Origin of the sequence: Streptomyces sp. SolWspMP-5a-2 (assembly GCF_900091845.1) — a bacterium.
Classification (GTDB): Bacteria; Actinomycetota; Actinomycetes; order Streptomycetales; family Streptomycetaceae; genus Streptomyces; species Streptomyces doudnae.
This window is the reverse complement of record NZ_FMCI01000204.1, coordinates 60,335-79,606: the sequence shown is the minus strand read 5'-3', so window position 1 is coordinate 79,606 and position 19,272 is coordinate 60,335. Positions and strand designations below refer to the sequence as shown.

Genomic DNA, 19,272 nt, shown 5'->3' with positions numbered 1-19,272 from the left:
GGCACCGCCGGGGGGCCGTGGCCGGGGCGTCGGACGACAGGAAGGTCCCATGACCCCCACCCCTCGCCCGCTGTCGCGCCCGCTGCTGCGGATCGCGGCGCTCCTTCCGACGCTCTCCGCGCTCGTCGTCCCGCTCACCGGCCCGGCGTCCGCCACCACCTCACCTCCCGCTACCGCCACCACCTCCGCTACCGCCTCCGCGCCCGCTGCCGCCTCCGCGGCCGCCGCGATCTGCAACAAGTACTGCGACGCCCGCGACCCCGCGCTCTCCCCCGGCGACCGCTCGCCCGTCTCGACCAGCCTCTTCTCCCGTTCGATCGCCCTGCACTTCGACGACACGGACGCGATGGGCTGGGCGTCGATCGACAACGGCAACCCCGGTGACGAGGTGTGGCTCGACCGCTCCTTCGACGGCGGCCGGAGCTGGGCCTCGGGGAGCAGGCTCGGCGACGCCACCGTGCCGTCCGGCGCGCGCGCCCGGCGGACCCAGATGTACAACGTCGACGACTGGAACAACCTCGGCGTCGGCGCCCTGCGCGCCTGCGGCAAGGCGGGCGACCGGACCGACATCGCCTGCACCCCGTGGGCCCGCACCACCTGGAACGCGGGCGAGCGCAGGACGGCCGCCGCGACCGGTCTGATGACCCTGTACAACAACGGCACCGGCCTCTTCGACACCACCGGCTGGTGGAACAGCGCGAACGCCCTCACCGCCGTCATCGACAACATCCGGGTGACCGGGATGGGCAGCTACCGGTACGCGATCGCCCGCACCTACGACCTCAACGTCAACGCCAGGGGCGGCCAGTTCCGCAACGAGTACCTGGACGACACCGGCTGGTGGGGCCTGGCCTGGATCGCCGCCTACGACCTGACCGGCGACAGCCGCTACCTCGCCACGGCCCGTGCGGACGCCGACCACATGGCCGCCTACTGGGACGCGACCTGCGGCGGCGGGGTGTGGTGGAGCACCGCGCGGACCTACAAGAACGCCATCGCCAACTCCCTCTACATCCAGCTCAGTTCGGCTCTCCACAACCGCATCCCGGGTGACACCGTCTATCTGGGGCGGGCCCGCGCGGGCTGGTCCTGGTTCCAGGGCACCGGCATGGTCAACGGCTCGAACCTGGTCAACGACGGCATCGACCTGTCGACCTGCCGCACCAACGGCGCCACCGTCTGGTCCTACAACCAGGGAGTGCTGCTCGGCGGTCTGGCCGAGCTGTACCGGGCCGGCGGCGACAGCGCGGTCCTCACCGCCGCGCGCCGGATCGCGGACGCGGCGACCACGACCGGGCAACTGCACACCGCGGACGGCATCCTGCGCGATCCGTGCGAGGGCGGGGACTGCGGCGCCGACGGGCCGTCCTTCAAGGGCGCCCATGTGCGCGGTCTCGCCCGGCTCAACTCCGTGCTGTCCGACCACCCTTACACCGGCTACCTGCGCAACCAGGCCGCCCGCGCCCAGGCGAGCGACCGCAACGCGCTCGACCAGTACGGGCTGCGCTGGTACGGGCCGCTCGACACGGTGGACGCGGCCCGGCAGCAGTCCGCCCTCGACCTGATGAACGCGGCCTCATGACACCCCGACAACGTTGTCCGAAGCCGGACCCCGCGCGGGCCCCCCGTATCCCCCGCCGCCGGGTCCCCCGTCCCACGGAAGGCGCGACACCGTGCTGAGACTCCCCTCCCCCCGCGTCCTCGTCCTGCCCATCGCGCGGCGGGTCGTGCGCCACCTCGTGACCGCGGGCGTGGTCTCGGCGCTGGCCGCCGTGACGCTCGCCACCGGGGCGCCGCCCTCCCGGGCGACCGCCGACGACTGGACCCCCAGACCCGCGCCGATGACGACCCCGTGGACCGACCAGGTCTCCGTGGACCATCCGCTGCCCGACTACCCGCGCCCCCAGCTCACCCGCCCCGACTGGGCCAATCTCAACGGGATATGGGAGTTCGCGGTCACCTCCCGCACCGCCGCGCAGCCTGCCGTCTTCGGCGAGCGCATCCGGGTCCCGTTCGCCCCGGAGTCGGCGCTCTCCGGCATCCAGCGCAAGATCACCGCGGACCAACGGCTGTGGTACAAGCGGACGTTCACCGTGCCGTCCGACTGGTCGGGCCGCCGGGTCCAGCTCAACTTCGGTGCCGCCGACGGCGAGACGTCGGTCTGGGTCAACGGACAGCAGGCGGGCGCCGTCCACCGGGGCGGCTACGACGCCTTCTCCTACGACATCACACCGCTGCTGAACGGCGGCACCAACACCGTCGTCGTCTCCGCGTACGACCCGACGGAGTCCGGCGGGCAGGCCATCGGCAAGCAGCGCGTCCAGGACGTCGTCCCGCACGCCGGGCACAGCATCGTCTACACCGCCGTGTCGGGCATCTGGCAGACGGTCTGGCTGGAGCCGACGGCCGCGGCCCACCTCACCCGCCTCGACATGGTCCCGGACCTGGCCGCCGGCACGCTGCGGGTGACCGCGCGCGGGGCCGGGGCGGACGGCGCGCCCGTCGAGGTCACCGTCTCCAGCGGCGGCACCCCGGTCGGCAGCGCGGTCGGCGCCGTCGGCACCGAGTTCGCGGTGCGGGTGCCCGACGCGCACCTGTGGACGCCGGACGACCCGTTCCTGTACGACGTCACGGCCCGGCTCACGGCGTCCCCCGGCGCCGACCGGGTCGCGGGCTACACGGGCATGCGCTCGATCGCCGTCGCAGAGGTGGACGGGGTGCGGCGGCCCGTGCTCAACGGCTCGTTCGTCTTCCAGAGCGGCACCCTGGACCAGGGGTACTGGCCCGACGGCCTCTACACCGCGCCCACCGACGAGGCCCTCCGCCACGACCTGGTCGCGCACAAGGACCTCGGGTTCAACATGGTCCGCAAGCACATCAAGGTGGAACCGCAGCGCTGGTTCTACTGGGCGGACCGGCTCGGCCTGCTGGTGTGGCAGGACATGCCGTCGATGGACAGCGGCAAGACGCCCGACAGCGCGGCCCGCGCCCAGTGGGAGACCGAGTACCGGGCCGTCATCGACCAGCACCGCAGCTCGCCCGCGCTGATCCAGTGGGTCGACCAGAACGAGGGCTGGGGCCAGTACGACCAGGCCCGCGTCGCCGACATGGTGAAGGCGTACGACCCGTCGCGGCTCGTCGACAACATGAGCGGCGTCAACTGCTGCGGGGCGCGCGACGGCGGCAACGGCGACGTCGTCGATAACCACAACTACGTCGGCCCCGGCAACACTCCGGCCGAACCGGCGCGCGCCTCCGTGCTGGGCGAGTACGGCGGCCTCGGCTTCCGGGAGAGCGGCCACGAGTGGTTCCCCGGCGGCGGGTTCAGCTACGAGGACCAGCCGACCCGGGCCGCGCTCAACGACCGGCTGGTCGGGCTGCTCGACGCGATGCGGGAGAACTCCCTTCCCGCGGGCGGCCTTTCGGCGTCCGTGTACACGCAGATCACCGACGTCGAGAACGAGACCAACGGTCTGCTCAGCTACGACCGGCAGGTCGTCAAGGTCGACGCGGCCCGGGTCAGGGCCGCCAACCGGGCGCTGATCGACGCGTCCCGCACGGCGGGCCCGCGGGTCGAACTGCCGGTGGAGCGGTACGTGTCGATCCGGGTGACCACGCCCGGCTACACCGACCGGTACGTCCGCCACTACGACGGGCTCGGCGCCACCGAGGTCGTCACCTCCGGCAGCACCGCCCTGCTGAAGCAGGACGCCACCTGGAAGGTCCGGCCGGGCCTCGCCAACCGGCTCTGCTACAGCTTCGAGTCCCGCAACTACCCGGGCGAGTACCTGCGCCACCGGGAGTTCCGGGTGCGGCGGGAGGCGCCCGACGGCTCCGCCGTGGCCCGGGAGGACGCGACCTGGTGCCCGGTGCGCGGCAGCGGCGGCGTCCGGCTGTCGGCGGCCGGTTTCCCCGGCCAGTACCTGCGCCACGTCAACGCCGAACTCTGGCTGGCGCGCGACGGCGGCCCGCACGCGTGGGACGCCCCGGCGTCCTTCACCGCGGACACCACCTGGGCGATCGAGGCGCCCTGGGCCCCGTGAGTCCGGTCCCGGCCCGCGCGCCGGGACGCCCGCACCACCGCTGACGCCACCCGCGTCGCACCCCGGCGGCCGTCCCTCCCGTCCCCGGCGACGGCCGCCGGTCCTCTGTCCGTGCACGGCCCTGACGAAAGGGCGTGGTACGTCATGACAGTCCGGACCCCTCGCATCCTCGGCATGCTGCTGGCGGCGGCGCTGGCCCTCGCCGGTCTCGTCGCCCTCCCGGCCCCGGCCCGCGCCGCGACGCCGGTCTGCGCGCTCTCCTGCGACACCCTCGACCCCTCGAAGGCGCGCCAGGAGACCTTCCCGGTGCCCGACAGGACCGTCAACGGTCGTCTCCTGCGGCTGCACGTCTCCGACCCAGACGACATGGCCTGGGCGAGCGTCGACAAGGGCTCGACCGGCGACGCCGTCTGGCTCGACCGCTCCTGGGACCGCGGCGCGAGCTGGGAGCCGCTGCTGGGCAAGGCGAGCGTCCCCGCCTCCTGGACCGGCACCCGCACCCTCATGTACAACCTCACCGACCCGCAGAACCACCGGCGCGGCTGGGTCCGTGCCTGCGCCGACGCGGCGGGCGTCGGCTGCACCGACTGGGTCTACCCGGCGGTGTGCGACGGCTCGTTCTGCGACGGCGCCGACCCGGCGACCGCCGCGGGCGACGACACCCCGGTGCCGTCGACGACCCTCTTCGGGCGGACCATCAGCCTGCACGTGGACCAGCGCGACGCGGTCGCCTGGGGCGTCGTCTCGGGCGGCGGCGCGGGCGACGAGATATGGCTCGACCGCTCCTGGGACGAGGGCGCGAGCTGGCCCGAGGGTTCCTCGCTCGGCCGGACCAGCGTGCCGCAGGGCGCGACGACGACCAGGACGGCGCTGTTCGCCACCCGCGACCCGCGCGGCCTGCTGTTCGGCGGCGCGGTGCGCGCCTGCGGCCGTGAGTCCGCGCACCAGGAGGGCAGTTGCACCGCCTGGGTGCGGCCCGCACCGACCCGGGCGCGGGCGGCGGCGGACGCCCTGATGGCGTCCTACAACCCGTACGAGGGCTGGTGGCGCAGCAGTTGGTGGAACTCGGCCGCGACCCTCACCGCCCTCGTCGACTTCGCCCGGCGCACCGGACGTCACGACTACGACTGGGCCGTCGCCCGCACCTTCGAGCAGAACCGGGGTGTCTTCCCGGCGGGCGCGCGCAGCGGGGACGCGGTGGAGGGGCACTTCATCAGCCGCGCCATCGACGACGCGGAGTGGTGGGCGGTGGCGTGGCTGGCCGCCTACGACGCCACGCGCGAGCAGCGGTACCTGGACGAGGCGGTCACCATCACCGAGTACGTGCGCGGGTACTGGGACACCGGGACCTGCGGCGGCGGTGTGTGGTGGGACCGGGAGCGGACCTACAAGAACGCGGTGACCAACGGTCTCTACGTGTGGCTGACGACGTCGCTGCACCAGCGGATCGCGGGCGACACGGTGTGGGGCGGCCGGGCGGTCGCGGCGGGCGACTGGTACCTGGGCAGCGGGTTGATCGGCTCGTCGGGTCTGGTGAACGACGGGTTGACCGGGGGCTGCGCCAACAACGGTCAGACGGTGTGGAGTTACAACCAGGGGCTGGCCGTGGGGGCGTTCACCGAGCTGTGGCGCTCGACCGGTCAGAGCCGGTACCTGGACACCGCGCGGCGGTTGGCCGACGCGGCGCTCGCGGCGCCGTCGCTGACCCGTGACGGGGTGCTGACGGAGTCCTGCGACACGGGCAGCGCGCGGTGCGACGACAACCAGAAGCAGTTCAAGGGCGTCTTCGCGCGGCATCTGGCGGACCTCGCGGACGCCACCGGTTCGGCCGTCTACACGGCGTTCCTGAAGCGGCAGGCGGACTCGGTCTGGGCCACCGACCGCGACGCCCTGAACCGGCTCGGCCAGCGCTGGGCGGGCGCGGCCCCGAACCAGCAGGACTGGCGCACCCAGGCGTCGGCGCTCGGGGCCCTGACGGCGGCGGACGGCCGGTGACCCGGGCCCGCTGAGGCGGACGGCGGCACCGCGCGCCCCGGGGCCCTCTCCCCCTGGGGTGCGCGGGCGGGCAGCGGTGGCGGACGCACCGTAACCTGGCGGGCGGCCCCGCGCGCGACGGCGGACAATGGAGTGCGGAGCGCGCGTCGGCCGTGACGGCCGGGGCGGGAACGCGGTGCGGACGGTGCGTTGTGCCGGGTCGCGCCGGACGGCCGGAACTCCGTCCGGACACCGGGCACGGGCCCCGTCACGGGCACGTCCCGGACACGGACGCCGCACGGGACTCCGGGCACCACCCGCGGCTTCGGGCGGCGCCCGGGGCTCCGGGCGGGGCTCGGGACTCCGGGCAACCGCCCGGGACTTGGGTCGTCGCCTGCGGCTTCGGGCGCCGTCCGGGGCCCGGGAGGCGGGGGCCGTCGTCCGGCTTCCGCCGCCGCGCGATCCGCAGGCCAGAACCTCAGGAGGGGAAGCGTGACCGAGACAAGCGACACCCGATCATCCGACGCCGCGGAGCACGAGGAGCCACGGAGCGGGCTGCGGCGCGCGATGCGCTACCTCCCGCTGGTCGCGCCGGTGCTGCTGTGGGCCGTGCCGTGCTGGGTGCTCCTGCACGCAGGTCAGCACTGGCCGCTCCCGGTCGCGCTGATCGGCACCGCCCTGGCCCTCGCCGGTCTGATCGGCATGCCGCTGGCGATGGCGCGGGGCCACGGACGGCGCCAGCGGGACGGCGCGGCGATCGTCGGGGACACGCTGCTGGGCGGCGTCTGGATCCTGTTCACCTGGTCCGTGCTGCTCGGGGTCCTGCTGCGGGCGGCCCTTGCCCTGGCGGGCGTCGGGGACGGCCAGGACCGGGCCCGCGTCGTCACCTGGGCCGTCCTCGCGGTGACCGCCGTACTGCTGGTGTGGGGGTACGCGGAGGCGCGGCGGGTGCCCCGCGTGCGGCGGCTCGACGTCGAACTCCCGCGCCTGGGGGCCGGGTTGGACGGCACCCGGGTCGCCCTGATCACCGACACCCACTACGGTCCGCTCGACCGGGCCCGCTGGTCGGAGAAGGTCTGCGCGACGGTGAACACCCTGGAGGCCGACCTGGTCTGCCACACCGGTGACATCGCGGACGGCACCGCCGAGCGGCGACGCGCCCAGGCCGCCCCGCTGGGCACCGTGCGCGCGACCCGGGCCCGGGTCTACGTCACCGGCAACCACGAGTACTACAGCGAGGCCCAGGGCTGGGTCGACCTGATGGACGAGCTGGGCTGGGAGCCGCTGCGCAACCGGCACCTGCTGCTGGAGCGCGGCGGCGACACCCTGGTGGTCGCCGGTGTCGACGACGTCACGGCCGAGGCGTCCGGGCTCGCGGGCCACGGCGCCCACCTCGCCGGGGCCCTCCGGGGCGCCGACGCCGACCTGCCGGTGCTGCTCCTCGCCCACCAGCCCGCGTTCGTCGACCGCGCGGCGGCCCACGGCGTCGACCTCCAGCTCTCCGGGCACACCCACGGCGGCCAGATCTGGCCCTTCCACCACCTGGTCCGCCTCGACCAGCCCGCCCTCGCCGGTCTCAGCCGCCACGGCGCCCGCACCCTCCTCTACACCAGCCGCGGCACCGGCTTCTGGGGGCCGCCCTTCCGGGTCTTCGCCCCCAGCGAGATCACGCTGCTGGTGCTGAGGTCCCCGCGGGGAGCCGCCTCGGAGTGAGGGGCGGGCGCGCGCGGCACCCGGCGGTCAGGCGGCTCCGGCCAGCTCGGAGCCGGTGCCGGTCAGCTCGGCGGTGCGGGCCCACAGCTCCTGGGCGGTCCGGGTGTCGAGCGCGGCACGGGACGCCCGGCCCGGCTTCGGGTTGCCCTTGACGGCGGCCGGGCCGTCGGGTCCCACGTAGGAGTTGCCGGGGATGTCCTGGGTCGCGGCGAACAGCGTCGGCAGGGCGCCGTGCTCGGCGTCGTTGAGCAGGAACTTCATGGTCGAGAACAGCATCCGGCCGGAGAGGGTGTGGCTGACCAGGTTCGTCGAGGCGATGCCGGGGTGGGCGACGACGGACCTGACCGCGCTGCCGGAGGCGGTGAGACGCCGCTGAAGCTCGGTGGAGAAGAGGGCGACGTACAGCTTGGAGTCGCAGTAGGCGTTCAGGGCGCGGTAGCGCCGGTTCTGCCCGGTGAGGTCGTCCAGGTGCGTCCTGCCCAGCCGGTGCAGCTGCGAGGAGACGGAGACGACGCGGTCCGTGATGTGCGGCAGGAGCAGGTTGGTCAGCGCGAACGGTCCGACGTAGTTGGTCGCGAGCTGCGTGTCGAACCCCTCGGGGGTCCGGGCCAGCGGCACGTTCATGATCCCCGCGTTGTTGATCAGGACGTCGATGGGGTCCGTCCACCCGCTCGCGAACCGCCGGACCGAGGCGAGGTCGCAGACGTCCAGCTCACGCACCTCGGTCCGCCCCGGGATCGCGGCGGCGACCTGCCGTCCCTTCTTCACCGTCCGGACGGCGAGGACGACGCGCGCGCCCACCCGGGCGAGTTCGCGCGCGGTGATCAGGCCGATGCCGCCCGACGCCCCGGTGATCACCACGGTGCGCCCCGTCAGGTCGGGCAGCTCGGCGTGCGTCCATTTCGTCACGGCCATCTCCATCTCCTCGGCGGGCCGGTCGGGTGGGCCGCGCTCGCGTCCGCGGCCTCCGGGCCCTCGGCCCCCAGTCGATCAGTCCGCACGGCACGTCACAAGGGCTCCCTTGGCCACGGAGAACCCCGGGGCGGACCGGGCCCGGGGCGACCGCGCGCTCACCCCAGGAAACTCACCCGCACCTGGCGCCGGGGGTTGTCGCGGTTGGTGTCCAACAAACTCCGTTAAGACGTCATCTCATTTGGATCGGTAGTCTGTCGGCCGTGGTTTCGATCGTTGAGCGGCTGATGCCGGATGAGTTGTGGGAGCTGTTCCAGCGGGTGGTTCCGGAGCCTCCGTCGCGGCCTCAGGGTGGTGGCCGGCGCCGGCATGGTGACCGGGAGGTGCTGGCTGCGATCGTGTTCGTGGCCACGTCGGGCTGCACGTGCCAGCAGTTGCCGTCCGCATCGTTCGGGCCGTCGGGAGCGACGGCCCACGGCGCTTTGCCGAGTGGTCGAAGGCCCGGGTGTGGGCCAAGCTTCATCGCCTGGTGCTCGACGAGCTCGGCTCCCGAGGGGAACTGGACTGGTCCCGCTGCGCGATCGACTCGGTGAACATGCGGGCCCTGAAAAGGGGGAGCTGACAGGTCCGAATCCTGTGGACCGGGGCAAGTACGGCTCGAAGATCCACCTGATCACCGAACGGACCGGTCCGCCCCTGTCCGCCGGAATCTCAGGCGCGAACCTGCACGACAACCAGGCGCTGATCCCGCTGGTGAAGGAGATACCGCCGATCCGCTCCCGGCGCGGGCCCCGGCGGCGCAGACCGGCAAAGCTCCACGCGGACAAGGGATACGACTACAACCACCTGCGGCGATGGTTACGCGGGCGCGGCATCAGGCACCGCATCGCCCGCAAGTGCATCGAGTCCTCAACCCGCCTGGGCCGTCACCGCTGGACGATAGAACGCACGATGTCCTGGCTCGCCCGATGCCGCCGGCTGCACCGCCGCTATGAGCGCAAAGCCGAGCACTTCCTTGCCTTCACCAGCATCGCCTGCACCCTCATCTGCTATCGCAGACTCACCAAATGAGACGACGTCTAAGGCAACCCCAGGGTATCCGGATCCCACGTGGACCTGATCAGTACCGTGGCTGCCCTCGACCGCGAGGACCTCGGCAGGCGCGCGGCACGGGGAAGAAGCAATAGCGACCCATCGGGCAGCCCGCGCGGTCAGCCAACTACCCATGTGAGCGACGGCTTGGCTCTAAGCTGTGTTCGCAATCTATCGAGGGGGCCGCAATGGCAGATCAGGTGGTGTCGTACGCGCTGGACGACGAGACGGTCGTCCGGTTCGAGATCGAGCCGACAGACGAGTTCCACCAGGTCAGCGCCGCAGAGATCGTGGGCCAGGTCCGCGAAGCGGTAAGGCCGGCTGTGGAAGCCGCCCGGACAGTACTCGACCAGGCTGTGGCGCTCCGGCCTGCGGAGGTCCAGGTGAAATTCGGTATCAAGGTCAGTGGGACGGCCAACTGGCTCGTGGCCAAGGCTTCGACGGACGCGAACTTCGAGGTGTCCATGGTTTGGCGACCCGCGGCGGCGGACGGGACCTGAGCCTCGATGAACGCCGCTGTCGGTTCGGGCCCGCGCCCGGGCGCCGATGCCTGGGTAGCCGCAGTACACGGCACGGAGCACGACGAAAAGGCCCTGGGATCCGGCTTCCTCATAGACGACCATCGGGTGCTTACCTGCGCGCATGTCGCATGCCCAACGTGGGAAAGAGCGCGGGAGCTGTGGGTGGCCTTCCCCAAGTCGGACCAGTTCATGGACCGGCGCTTCCGGGTACGAGATGTGTTCGCGCCTAAAGCTCCAGCGAAGCACCGCTCGCAGGACGTGGCTGTGCTCGTGCTCTCGGAGCCGGTCTCCGGTGAGCTGGCAGGGCGACTGCGGCGGCCGACGCCTTCCGCCCTCGTAGGTGACGCGTGGTGGGCATTTGGGTTCCCCGACGGCGACCTATTCGGCAATTCGTCGGACGGGACGGTCGGCGAGGCACTCGCCTACGGGTGGGTGCGACTCGACACAGCATCGCGTTATCCCGTCAAGCCCGGCTATAGCGGTGCCGCATTGTGGTCATCGACGTACCAGGCGATCGTGGGTCTTGTCGGGCAAGCCAGCGGCTCAGGTGACGCCCGAGCCTTTACGCTCTATCAGGCTGATAGGTGTCTGCCCGAACAAAAGATCGCGCTGCTCGCCGACTGGTCGGCCGAGGCAGCAGGCGAGACAGCGCTCGCGGCGTGGGGCTGGACGCTGGACGACGATCCGGAAGCTGGCCGGCACTGGAAGCCGCGCGCCCGTGGCGTGAGCACCGACTCCGAAAAGGGCTTCCGATTTCGAGGCCGCACCGCAGCGCTCGCCGAGATCATCGGCTGGATGACCTGCGTCACCGCACCGCGGAAAGTCTTGATGGTGACCGGGTCACCCGGCGTGGGCAAGTCCGCAGTGCTCGGGCGCGTGGTCACCTCAGCAGATTTCGGTATAGCCGCGTCACTCCCGGCGGATGACGACGCCTTGCGTGCCCCCCTCGGTGCGGTCTCCTGCGCCGTTCACGCCAAGGGAAAGACCGCTCTCGAGGTAGCCGAGGAGATCGCCGCTGCGGCCTCGGCCGCGCCCCCCGAACGCGCGAGCGACCTGGCCTCCGTACTGCGGGCCGCGCTGTCCGAACGAGCCGCCTCCGCGCCAACGCCCTTCGTCATCGTCATCGACGCTCTTGACGAGGCCACCAGCGCGCAGCAGGCCCGCCTGATCGCGCGACACATTGCCATCCCGCTGGCTGAGACATGTGCGGATCTCCATGTCCGGGTTCTAGTTGGTAGCCGCCGCAGGGACGACGCCGGTAGCTTGCTCGATCCATTCGGCGCGGCGGTCCGTGTCATCGACTTGGACGCTCCCGAGTTCTTCGCCACAGCGGACCTCGCCGCATACACCATGGCTACGCTCCAGCTGTTGGGCGACGAGCGGCCCGATAACCCATATGCCGACAAGCGCACCGCGCGCCCGGTTGCTGCCCGCATCGCAGAACTCGCCGACGCGAATTTTCTCGTGGCCGGTCTCACCGCGCGCGCTCACGGCCTGCACGATACTCGCGCTGTTGCGCCCGCAGATATTGCCTTCACGCCCACCGTCGCCGCAGCCCTGGAGGAATACCTCTCACGACTGCCTGCAGTTGACGGCGCTCCGGCGGCTGATGCCCTAAGCGTCCTGGCCTATGCCGAGGCTCCAGGGCTCCCACTGCCGTTGTGGAGCGCTGCAGTGGAGAAACTTACGGGCCACCATCTCACTGAGGACCAGCTCCGTTCTCTGACACGCTCGTCAGCCGCGAACTTTCTCATCGAGAGCGGCGTCAACGATCAGAACACGGGTGTGTTCCGGCTCTTCCACCAAGCTCTAAATGATGCGTTGCGGCAAAATCGCGCGCAGGTCGGATCGAACGTGACCGACGAGCGCGCCCTCACACGCTCCTTCATCTCCTACGGGCGACGCCTGGGCTGGGACCGTGCGCCCGCGTACCTGCTGCGTTCGCTACCCCGGCACGCCGTGGGCGGCCGGGTCATCGACGAGCTGCTTGCGGACGCGGAGTACGCGCTCCACGCAGATCTTCGACGCCTCATCCCGGCGAGCAGTTCGGCGGTCTCCCGAGCGGCCAAGGAACGCGCCCAGCTTCTACGCCGGACGCCGCAAGCCATCGACTGTGTCCCCACCAAGCGCGCGGCGCTTTTCAGCGTAACCGAGGCGCAGGAAGGATTCGGACAGGTCTACGGGCCCTTGGCAGTGAAGGGGCCATATCGAGCCGAGTGGGCAGCAGTCGCCTCCCGCGCCGAAGACGCAATTCTAGAAGGCCACAGCGGCGAGATCCGCGCTGTATGCGCCCTCGGCCCCCCGACCGGCACCCTGCTCGCCAGCGCCGCCGGCGACGGGACCATCCGGCTTTGGGACCCAGTGACCGCCCGGACGGTGCGCCGCCTCACACCCAAGTTCGGGCGCATCAGTGCGATGTGCGGCCTGATCGTCGACGGGCAGACTTACCTCGCTCTCGCTGCGGACAGGGACGTCTGGCTGTGGAACGAGTCCCTGCGACGCGCAGCGGGGTACCTGCGCGGCCACGTCAGCTCGATCCGAGATTTGTGCGCCTTCGAAACGGCCGACGGGCCTCGCCTTGCAACAGGGAGCGCGGACAGAACAGTCCGGATCTGGGATCCCGCCTCCCGAGAGTGCACAGCGGTCCTATCGGAGCACGGCGGCTGGGTCGAGAGTGTGTGCACGCTAGCGGTCAACCACGGAACTCTCCTGGCATCGGGCGGAGACGAAGATGACCGCTCCATCATTCTCTGGCGACCTGACACCGGCGAGCGCATCCACATCCTCGAAGGGCACGAGAGTTCCGTCATCGCCCTGTCCGCGGTGGAAGTGGAAGATCACACTCTGCTAGCAAGTCTCGGAAACGACAAGACGGTTCGTCTGTGGGACCCGATCAGCGGCTGGTGTGTAGGTACCCTCCCCGGGGAAGACCTGGCCTTTACGCTGCGCGCCCTAACAGTCGAGGGAAAGTCGCTGCTTGCCAGCCCGAGCGGCGACCTGGTGCGACTGCTGGACCCGGAGACCGGCCGCATCGCCATTACCCTCCAAGGCCATTCCGACTCCGTGGACTCCCTCTGCGTGCTGCACGTCAACGGCCGAGACCTGATCGCCAGTGGGGGCGCCGACCACACCGTGCGGCTGTGGGACCCGTCGGCGCCGCGCGCCAGCAGTGTGGGCGCTGTACGCGCACTCTCCCCCGCATCCAGCGGTAACGGTTTGCTATTGGCCGCTGGCGGTGACGACGGCGTAACCCAACTGCGCGATCCTGGCTCTGGCTCGGTCGTCAACTCGTTGCGTGAAAATCACGACTGGGTGCGGGCTCTATGTAGTGTGACCCACCTCAACCGGTCGTACCTCGCCGGGTGCGGTGACGACGGAGCAGTGTGGTTGTCTGACCTTACAGAAGCGGTGCCGCGGTCGTCCCGACGTCCAGGCAACAAACCCGCCTATGCCGTGTGCTCCGTGCGCGTCGGCAACCAAACGCTCCTAGCTACGGGCCACACCGACGGAAGCGCATGGCTTTGGGACCCACTGAGTAATGAGATCGCACACTTTGCCCGCTTTCATAGCGGGATCTACGTCATGTGTCCCCTGGAAATCGCTGGCCAACCATATGTCGCAACGGCTACGGACGGTCAGGACGGCATGGTGTGGTTGTGGGACGCCACCTCTGGTCAGCGCCACAAATTGGTCGCCGCACCCGAGACCCTTGCAATGTGCGCGCTGCCCATGATGGGGCAGACCGCGCTCGCCACCGCGCACGCACATGGAGAGGTGCGCCTGTGGGATGCCGCGCGTGGAGAACTCATCGGAGCCCTCTCAGGCCACTCGGGCGCAGTAAACGCAGTGAGCATGATCGGTGAGGGCGGGACATTCCTCGCCAGTGCCAGTAGCGACAGGACCGTACGCCTGTGGGACGTGTCGAGCCAAGCGCTGGTTGAAGAGATTCCAGTACATCATCCTGCACTTGCCGTCACATGGGTGTCACAACGGCTGATCATTGGGCTCGACCACGGGCTCCTCGCACTATCGCTAGCAGAGGTGCGTAATACACCGCCGGTGGGTGAGCCGGAACACCTGAGGCTTTAAATGTGGACAACCGGTGAACGGTAGCCACGCGCTCCCGTTCCCTGCTGAGGGCTAGACGCTGCTCGCCGCCGGTCATTGGGCGTTTTCAGCGTTGCCACTCCAGGGTGAGGACGGCTCTGGCGATTGACGTCATGCGGTTCGGGCTGCATCGTGATCTTCGGAAGATTCGCCAGAACTTGAGGTGTGCCATGCCGCGCTCGACGGGAGCTCGGGATGTGGCCAGGGCCGGGTGGGCCGTTTGTTCAGTGAGGGTCAGCTGGCTGTTGGGTGGGCGTCTGCGTACGGTGGTGACCCAGGGGCCGGCGCCGGTGTAGGCGCGATCGGCCAGGATGGGGACGCCGTGGCGTTCGCAGATCCGGATGATCCGGTAAGTGCGGGCCGCGGTCAGATCGTGACACCAGCCGGGCAAGGCAGGTGAAATCCACAGGATCTTGCCGACTGGGTCGGTCACGACCTGCACGTTCACGCCGTGGCGGCGGTGCTTGTGGGAGTAGTCGGCACGGCCGTCGCCCACCCGGTCGGACTCGGCGAGCGTCCCGTCGAGCAGGACGTACTCCGGATCGGTCTCGCGCAGGACCTTCAGCAGGCCCGGCGCCTGGCCAGCCAGGAGGTTGGACTCGGGTGGTGAAGGGGGCTGACATGCTCCCATCCTGACCCATCCGGGGACACCGCGCGGATCGGCGGCGCCTCACGGGGTGATACGGCGGGTCCAGCACGCGAGACGCCATTGACCGTGTGCGGTCAGGATGGCTACTTTCCTGCGCATGTCGCGTTCAGCCCTGCTCACCACGCGCGGTCACATCGACCTGCTGCGGGTGGCCTCCGCCGCGTGTAGCCGCGGCCGCTGACGACCTCTCACCGCTGATCCGGCCGGCCCACCGGTCTGCCCGCGTACCCTCCCGCCCCCGCCCGCCCGCGCGGTCCGGCGGCACCGGCGCGGCCCCACCCCCTGGCCGCTCTCCCCCCATGGAGCACCCCGTGAGCACCAGCCACGCCCCACCCGGCTCGCCCGAGCACGACATGTCCCCCATTTCGGCAGACGGAAAGGCCGTGGACGCCACCAGTGCCCCGGCCGCTCCCGCCCTGGAGACCCTCCGGCCCACCGCCGCCCGGCGCACCCGCATCCCCCGCTGGCTGCGCCGGACCACCGGCCCGCTCCTGCTGGTCGCCGTCTGGCAACTCCTCAGCTCGACGGGCGTGTTGAGCACCGACGTGCTCGCCTCGCCCGGCCGGATCGCCCGGGTGGCGGCCGACCTGATCGACGACGGCTCCCTCGCCTCCGCGATGGGCACCTCGCTGCGCCGGGTCGCCCTCGGTCTGCTCCTCGGCATCCTGATCGGCGGCGGACTCGCCCTGCTCTCGGGCCTGTTCAAGGTCGGCGAGGACCTGGTGGACGCGCCCGTGCAGATGCTCAGGACGGTCCCGTTCGTCGGCCTGATCCCGCTGTTCATCATCTGGTTCGGCATCGGCGAGACCCCGAAGGTCGCCGTCATCACGCTCGGGGTGACCTTCCCGCTCTACCTGAACGTGTACGCCGCGATCCGCGGAGTGGACGCCGGACTCGTCGAGGCGGGCGAGTCGCTGGGGCTCACCCGGCGAGGGCTGGTACGGCACGTCGTGCTGCCCGCCGCCCTGCCCGGCGCGCTCACCGGGCTGCGCTACGCGCTCGGCGTGGCCTGGCTCGCCCTGGTCTTCGCCGAGCAGATCAACGCGGACGCCGGGATCGGCTTCCTCATGGTGCAGGCACGGGACTTCCTGCGGACCGACGTGATCGTGGTCTGCCTGATCGTCTACGCGTTCCTCGGCCTGCTGGCCGACTTCCTCGTCCGCTCCCTCGAAAGGCTGCTGCTGCGATGGCGACCGACGTTCACCGGCCGATGACCGGGCAGGCGGTCCGGGTCGAGGGGCTGACCCGCTCCTTCGACGGCCGCGCCGTCCTCCACGACCTGCGCCTCGACATCCGTCCGGGCGAGTTCGTCGCCCTGCTCGGCCGCAGCGGGTGCGGCAAGTCCACCCTGCTGCGGGTCCTCGCGGGGCTCGACCGCGACATCAGCGGGACCGTCCTGGTGCCCCGCCGCAAGGCCGTCGTGTTCCAGGCGCCGCGGCTGATGCCGTGGAAGAGGGTGTGGCCCAACGTCGTCCTCGGGCTGCCCGGAAGACCCGAACGCGCCCTCGCCGAGCGGGCGTTGGCGGAGGTCGGCCTCGCCCACCGGTCGACCGCCTGGCCCAGGACGCTCTCCGGCGGCGAGGCGCAGCGCGCCGCCCTGGCCCGCGCGCTGGTGCGCGAGCCCGATCTCCTGCTGCTGGACGAGCCGTTCGGCGCGCTGGACGCGCTCACCCGGGTCACCGCCCAGCGCCTGGTGGGCGAGTTGTGGCAGCGCCGGGGCTGCGCCGTCCTGCTGGTCACGCACGATGTCGAGGAGGCCGTCCTGCTCGCCGACCGGGTGCTCGTGATGGACGACGGGGTGATCGCGCACGAGGAGCGCGTCGACCTCGACCGGCCGCGCGCCCTCACCGACCCCCGGTTCGCCGCCCTGCGGGCCGCCCTCCTCGCCCGTCTGGGCGTCGACACGGCCACCGGGACCACCTGAACCCCGCCCGCCCGCACCCGCGTTGACGATCGGCGCCCCAACCGCCCTGTCCCGTCCCGACGGACCCGCCCCCCCCCAGCTCCGCAGAACGGATCCCCCATGCGACGACTCCTCTCCCCCACCGCCCTGCTCCTGCCCCTCGCCCTGCTGCTCACGGCCTGCGGCGCGGGCTCCGCCTCCGACGCGGGTACCGACGTCGACGGCACCGGCTCCCTCACCCTCGACGTCGGCGACCAGAAGGGCGGCTCCGAGGCCGTCCTGCGGGCCGCGGGCGAGCTGAAGGGCCTCGGCTACCGGATCAAGTGGTCGACGTTCACCTCCGGCCCGCCCCTGCTGGAGGCGGTGAACGCCGGGGCCGTCGACATCGGCGGGGTCGGCAACACCCCGCCGGTCTTCGCGGCGGGCGCCGGTTCCCGGATCAGGGTCGTGGCCGCCTGGCACGGCACGTCCGACGGCGACGCCCTCCTGGTCCCCGGCGGCTCGAAGCTCACCGACCCGCGCGAGTTGCGGGGCAGGTCCGTCGCGGTGGCCCAGGGGTCGTCCGCGCACTACCAGTTGGTGGCGTCGCTGAAGGCCGCCGGGCTGGACATCGGCAACGTCCGGGTGAAGTACCTCCAACCGGCCGACGCGCTGGCCGCGTTCACCGCAGGCAAGGTCGACGCGTGGGCCGTCTGGGACCCGTACACCTCGCAGGTCCTCACATCCGGGCGGGGTCGCGTCCTCACCACCGGGAAGGGCGTCACCAACGGGCTCACCTTCCAGGTGGCGTCGCCGGGCGCGCTGACGGAACCGCGGAAGGCCGCGGCCGTCAAGGACTACCTGGAGCGGCTGCGGCGGGCCACCGACTGGGTGCACGGCCACCAGAAGGAGTGGGCCGAGGTCTGGGCGAAGGACACCGGGCTGCCCTACGAGGTGGCGCTCGCCTCGGTGCGGCGCACCAACGCGAGCCGGGTCGCGGTGGCGGTGGACGATCCGCTGGTCGCCTCCGAGCAGCGGATCGCCGACACGTTCACGGCGCTGCGGCTGATCCCGGGCAAGGTCGACTTCGCCCGCTTCGTGGACACCCGCTACAACGCCGGCCTGCCCGCGTCGACGGCGCCACCGCGCCCCGCCGAGAACTCGTGAGCGGGCACAACGGCGCGGACCAGGGCCGGCGTCGCGCCTCGCCGGCGTCACCCCCGCGCACCGGGCGGGACGGCGTCCGGGGAAGATCCGGGGCCCCGCCGCCGTTGGTAGAAGCGTGAACGACATGCGCGAGGTCGAGGTCGAGGTCGTCGTGGTGGGTGCCGGGCAGGCAGGGCTGTCCGCCGCCTACCATCTGCGCCGCACCGGGTTCGAGCCGGAGCGGGACTTCGTGGTGCTCGACCACGCGCCCAAGCCCGGCGGGGCCTGGCAGTTCCGCTGGCCGTCGCTGACGTACGGCGCGGTGCACGGGATGCACGCGCTGCCCGGCATGGAGCTGACCGGCGCCGATCCCGCGCGGCCGTCGTCCGAGGTGGTCGGCGGGTACTTCGAGCGGTACGAGCGCGCCTTCGACCTGCGGGTGCGCCGTCCCGTCGAGGTGCGCGCGGTCCGCGAGGGGACGGGCGGACGGCTGCGCGTGGAGACGTCGGACGGGGTCTGGTCGACCCGCGCGCTGATCAACGCGACCGGCACCTGGGACCGGCCGTTCTGGCCGCGCTATCCGGGCCAGGAGACCTTCCGCGGGCGGCAGTTGCACACCGCGGACTACCGCGGGCCCGAGGAGTTCGCCGGGCTGCGGGTGGTCGTGGTGGGCGGCGGCGCGTCCGGGACGCAGCACCTGCTGGAGCTCGCGCCGCACGCCGCGGCCACCACCTGGGTCACCCGGCGCCCGCCGGTCTTCCGCGAGGGCCCGTTCGACGAGAGCGTGGGCCGGGCCGCCGTCGCGCTGGTGGAGGAGCGGGTCAGGCGGGGGCTGCCGCCCAGGAGCGTGGTGTCGGTGACCGGGCTGCCGCTCAACGACGCGATCCGGCGCGGCCTCGCGGACGGGGTCCTCGACCGGCGTCCGATGTTCGACCGGATCACCCCGGACGGCGTCGCCTGGGCCGACGGGACGCGGGTGGCGGCCGACGTCATCCTCTGGGCCACCGGCTTCCGGGCCGCCGTCGACCATCTGGCGCCGCTGCGGCTACGCGAACCCGGCGGCGGCATCCGGGTCGAGGGCACCCGCGCGGTCGCCGATCCGCGGATCCACCTGGTCGGTTACGGCCCGTCCGCCTCCACCATCGGTGCCAACCGGGCGGGCCGGGCGGCCGTGCGGGACATCAGGCGGCTGCTGGCCGAGGAGCCGCTGGCACCGGCCGCCGTCTGACGGCC

General features: G+C 71.8%; 12 protein-coding genes and 2 pseudogenes. 12 read left to right on the top strand and 2 right to left on the bottom strand.

All coding sequences use genetic code 11. The annotated features are described in order from the left end of the window. The first annotated feature begins 49 nt into the window (after window positions 1-49). The 4 genes from GA0115242_RS20965 to GA0115242_RS20950 all read left to right on the top strand — a co-directional run bounded on the left by GA0115242_RS20965 (window position 50) and on the right by GA0115242_RS20950 (window position 7,730). Window positions 50-1,582 carry a glycoside hydrolase family 76 protein gene (locus GA0115242_RS20965; RefSeq protein WP_093830710.1) on the top strand — a complete coding sequence of 511 codons (1,533 nt, stop codon included), beginning with the start codon at window positions 50-52 and terminating at the stop codon, window positions 1,580-1,582. A 181-nt stretch (window positions 1,583-1,763) separates the two neighbouring features. After that, window positions 1,764-4,043 (top strand): AbfB domain-containing protein, encoded by a 2,280-nt coding sequence (locus GA0115242_RS20960; RefSeq protein WP_370672309.1) that lies wholly within the window; start codon window positions 1,764-1,766, stop codon window positions 4,041-4,043. A 144-nt stretch (window positions 4,044-4,187) separates the two neighbouring features. After that, window positions 4,188-6,038, top strand: coding sequence for a glycoside hydrolase family 76 protein (locus GA0115242_RS20955; protein ID WP_093830708.1), 1,851 nt, complete (start codon window positions 4,188-4,190; stop codon window positions 6,036-6,038). A 471-nt stretch (window positions 6,039-6,509) separates the two neighbouring features. Next, the gene (locus GA0115242_RS20950; RefSeq protein WP_093830706.1) at window positions 6,510-7,730 is read left to right on the top strand and encodes a metallophosphoesterase; all 1,221 of its coding nucleotides are present in this window, start codon (window positions 6,510-6,512) and stop codon (window positions 7,728-7,730) included. A gap of 27 nt (window positions 7,731-7,757) precedes the next feature. On the opposite strand, the gene GA0115242_RS20945 is transcribed toward GA0115242_RS20950, so the two are convergent. Further along, window positions 7,758-8,645, bottom strand: a complete 888-nt coding sequence (locus GA0115242_RS20945) for an SDR family NAD(P)-dependent oxidoreductase (protein WP_202555578.1) — start codon at window positions 8,643-8,645, stop codon at window positions 7,758-7,760. 284 nt (window positions 8,646-8,929) lie between these two features. Here GA0115242_RS20945 and GA0115242_RS20940 point away from each other — a divergent pair. The 3 genes and pseudogenes from GA0115242_RS20940 (at window position 8,930) to GA0115242_RS20930 (ending at window position 14,344) form a co-directional block, all read left to right on the top strand. After that, window positions 8,930-9,713 (top strand): annotated as a pseudogene (locus GA0115242_RS20940) (IS5 family transposase). Window positions 9,714-9,922: 209 nt separating this feature from the next. After that, window positions 9,923-10,234, top strand: coding sequence for a CU044_2847 family protein (locus GA0115242_RS20935; protein ID WP_176729869.1), 312 nt, complete (start codon window positions 9,923-9,925; stop codon window positions 10,232-10,234). A 6-nt stretch (window positions 10,235-10,240) separates the two neighbouring features. Further along, window positions 10,241-14,344 (top strand): AAA family ATPase, encoded by a 4,104-nt coding sequence (locus GA0115242_RS20930; protein ID WP_093830704.1) that lies wholly within the window; start codon window positions 10,241-10,243, stop codon window positions 14,342-14,344. Window positions 14,345-14,429: 85 nt separating this feature from the next. Here the strand turns inward: GA0115242_RS20930 and GA0115242_RS20925 are convergent. Then, window positions 14,430-14,957: pseudogene (locus GA0115242_RS20925) on the bottom strand (transposase family protein); the annotation flags it as partial. Between the two features lie 133 nt (window positions 14,958-15,090). Here GA0115242_RS20925 and GA0115242_RS42505 point away from each other — a divergent pair. The 5 genes from GA0115242_RS42505 to GA0115242_RS20905 all read left to right on the top strand — a co-directional run bounded on the left by GA0115242_RS42505 (window position 15,091) and on the right by GA0115242_RS20905 (window position 19,267). Next, window positions 15,091-15,192 (top strand): putative leader peptide, encoded by a 102-nt coding sequence (locus GA0115242_RS42505; RefSeq protein WP_370672307.1) that lies wholly within the window; start codon window positions 15,091-15,093, stop codon window positions 15,190-15,192. 130 nt (window positions 15,193-15,322) lie between these two features. Continuing rightward, entirely contained in the window at window positions 15,323-16,225 is a 903-nt protein-coding gene (locus tag GA0115242_RS20920; protein WP_093830702.1) for an ABC transporter permease, read from the top strand. Beyond that, a complete protein-coding gene (locus tag GA0115242_RS20915) occupies window positions 16,198-16,935 on the top strand; it encodes an ABC transporter ATP-binding protein (RefSeq protein ID WP_093830700.1) in 738 nt (245 codons plus the stop codon). The genes GA0115242_RS20920 and GA0115242_RS20915 overlap by 28 nt, the downstream gene beginning before the upstream one ends. Window positions 16,936-17,034: 99 nt before the next feature. Then, window positions 17,035-18,060, top strand: coding sequence for an ABC transporter substrate-binding protein (locus GA0115242_RS20910; RefSeq protein ID WP_093830698.1), 1,026 nt, complete (start codon window positions 17,035-17,037; stop codon window positions 18,058-18,060). A gap of 124 nt (window positions 18,061-18,184) precedes the next feature. Further along, window positions 18,185-19,267 carry an NAD(P)-binding domain-containing protein gene (locus GA0115242_RS20905; RefSeq protein ID WP_161353203.1) on the top strand — a complete coding sequence of 361 codons (1,083 nt, stop codon included), beginning with the start codon at window positions 18,185-18,187 and terminating at the stop codon, window positions 19,265-19,267. Window positions 19,268-19,272 lie beyond the last annotated feature (5 nt).